4 protein-coding genes are annotated in these 2540 nt (G+C 69.2%); all 4 read left to right on the top strand.

Going from position 1 to position 2540, the window contains the following annotated elements:
- The coding region (locus V7D28_RS14840; protein ID WP_442957949.1) for a hypothetical protein at positions 1-304 on the top strand (304 nt) is incomplete at its 5' end.
- A 40-nt stretch (positions 305-344) separates the two neighbouring features.
- Positions 345-1316 (top strand): ArsR/SmtB family transcription factor, encoded by a 972-nt coding sequence (locus tag V7D28_RS14835; RefSeq protein ID WP_333588155.1) that lies wholly within the window; start codon positions 345-347, stop codon positions 1314-1316.
- Positions 1313-2248, top strand: a complete 936-nt coding sequence (gene metF, locus V7D28_RS14830) for a methylenetetrahydrofolate reductase [NAD(P)H] (RefSeq protein WP_333588154.1) — start codon at positions 1313-1315, stop codon at positions 2246-2248. The genes V7D28_RS14835 and metF overlap by 4 nt, the downstream gene beginning before the upstream one ends.
- A partial coding sequence (locus tag V7D28_RS14825; protein WP_333588153.1) for a homocysteine S-methyltransferase family protein occupies positions 2245-2540 on the top strand: 296 nt, incomplete at its 3' end. The genes metF and V7D28_RS14825, both read left to right, overlap by 4 nt.

Below are 2540 nucleotides of genomic sequence, written 5' to 3'. Positions count from 1 at the left end.
GGGCATTGGGGTGGCGGTGATTGTGCTGCCTGTGGTTTCGATGTTCCCTGCGTCCGCGTTCGTGTGTTCGGCGACAGCCTTTCGTCAACTCTGCCGCCTCTATGATCCGCTTCTCGTCGGCGACGCCCCGGACCTGAGCCGGGCGGCCCGGACGGATCTTAGGGCCTTCGCCAGGCTCTATGACCTGCCTGAGGCGATGGACGAGGCTCAGGCCTGGTCGCTGGTGCGGCGACGGCTGGCGGCCGATCTGCCCGTGCGGGCGGACACGTCCTGGGCGCTGGAGGGCCTTGCGGAAGCCGCCTGACGGCTTGACATAAACGCATAAAGATATCTTTATATGGCCCATGGCGGTGTCCACGGGTCAGATCGTCGATGTCTTGCGCGCGGCGGGCGAGCCGACGCGTCTGCGCATTCTCGCCCTGCTGGCCCATGAGGAGCTGGCGGTGCTGGAGCTCTGCCGCATCCTGGACCAGAGCCAGCCCCGCGTCTCGCGCCACCTGAAGCTGCTGGCCGAGGCCGGCCTCGTGGAGCGATTCCCCGACGGCGCCTGGGTCTTTTACCGCATCGTCGCCTCCGGCGAGGCGCGCCGTCTGGTGGACCAGGTGCTGGCGGTGATCGACCCCGCCGATCCCGTCCTGGCGCGGGACGCCGAACGCCTGCACTCCGTCCACGGCGAGCGGGAGGCCGAGGCCGGCGCCTATTTCGAACGCAACGCCGCCCGCTGGGACGAAATCCGTTCCCTCTATGTGGCCGAGGAAGATGTGGAGCGCGCCATCCGCCAGGCCGCGGGGCCCGGGCCGTTCCGCCGGCTGGTGGATCTGGGCTCGGGCACAGGGCGCATGCTCACCCTGCTGGGACCGACGGCGCAGCAGGCGGTGGGGCTGGATCTCTCGCAGCAGATGCTCAACATCGCCCGCAGCCATGTGGGCCGGGCGGGGCTGGACCATTGCGAACTGCGTCATGGCGACATCTTCGGCACCCGCCTGCCGGGCGAGAGCGCCGATCTGGTGGTGGTCCACCAGGTGCTGCACTATCTGAACGAGCCAGCCGCGGCCCTGCGCGAGGCCGCGCGGCTGGTGGAGCCGGGGGGCCGGCTGCTGATCATCGATTTCGCCCCGCACACCCTGGAATATCTGCGCGAACAGCACCAGCACCGCCGCCTGGGGTTTTCCGACGCCGAGATCGGGCGCTGGCTGGAGGAGGCGGGCCTGTCCGCCGTCCAGACCCAGGCCCTGCCGCCCGCCCGCGACGGCGGGCTGACCGTGAAGATTTGGAGCGCAGAGCGCGCGCCGCTCCAGGAGAGACACGCCGCATGACCTTCATCCCTCCCAACGCCCTGGGGCCGGTGGCCCGGGCGGGCGCCGGCGTGGCCCAGCGCCCCAAAGTGTCCTTCGAATTCTCGCCGCCCAAGACGCCCGAGGCCGAGGCCAGCCTGTGGGAGGCGATCCGCCGCCTGGAGCCGCTGAACCCCGAATTCGTCTCGGTGACCTATGGGGCGGGGGGCTCGACCCGCGAGCGCACCCACCGGACCGTGGTGCGCATGCTGAAGGAAACGAGGCTGAAGCCCGCGGCCCACCTCACCTGCGTGGAGGCCAGCCGCGCCGAGGTGGACGAGGTGGTGGCCGACTACTGGGCGGCGGGCATCCGCCACATCGTGGCCCTGCGCGGCGACCCCCCCGGCGCCCTCGGCGGAGTCTATCAGCCGCGCGCGGACGGCTATCTCAACGCCACGGAGCTGACCACCGGCATCCGGGCCATCGCCCCCTTCGAGGTGAGCGTCAGCCTCTATCCGCAGAAGCACCCGGAAAGTCCGTCCCTCGATCACGACATCGACGTGCTGAAGGCCAAGATCGACGCCGGCGCCACGCGGGCCATCACCCAGTTCTTCTTCGATATCGACGCCTTCCTGCGGTTCATGGACAAGGTCCGGGCCGCCGGGATCACCATTCCCATCTCGCCGGGCGTCATGCCGGTGTCCAACTACAAGGGGCTGGTGCGCATGGCCGCCCCCTGCGGCATTCCGGTGCCGGCCTGGCTGGCTAATCTGTTCGACGGCCTGGACAAGGATCCGGAGACCCGCAAGCTGATCGCCGCCTCGGTGGCCACGGAGATGTGCGCCCGCCTGGCCGAGGAAGGCTTTTCGGACTTCCACTTCTACACCCTCAACCGGGCCGACCTGGTCTACGCCATCTGCCGCGTGCTGGGCGTGCGCGAGGACGGCCCGCAACCCGTCACGGAGGCGGCATGAGCAAGGTCCAGCCCGGACGCGCCGAGCGCGTCGCCCGCCTGAAGGCGATCGCCAAAGAGCGCATCCTGATCCTTGACGGGTCCTGGGGTGTGATGATCCAGAAGCGCAAGCTGGACGAGGCCGATTATCGCGGCGAGCGCTTCAAGGACCACCGGCTGGAGCTGAAGGGCAATAACGACCTGCTCTGCCTGACGCGGCCCGACATCATCGCCGATCTGCACGACCAGTATTATGCGGCCGGCGCCGACATCAGCGAGACCAACACCTTCTCGGCCACCACCATCGCCCAGGC

This window comes from Phenylobacterium sp. (assembly GCF_036723115.1).
In the GTDB taxonomy this organism is placed as follows: domain Bacteria; phylum Pseudomonadota; class Alphaproteobacteria; order Caulobacterales; family Caulobacteraceae; genus Phenylobacterium.
Note: the sequence above shows the minus strand (reverse complement) of the source record. Positions and strands in the feature narration are given on the sequence as shown.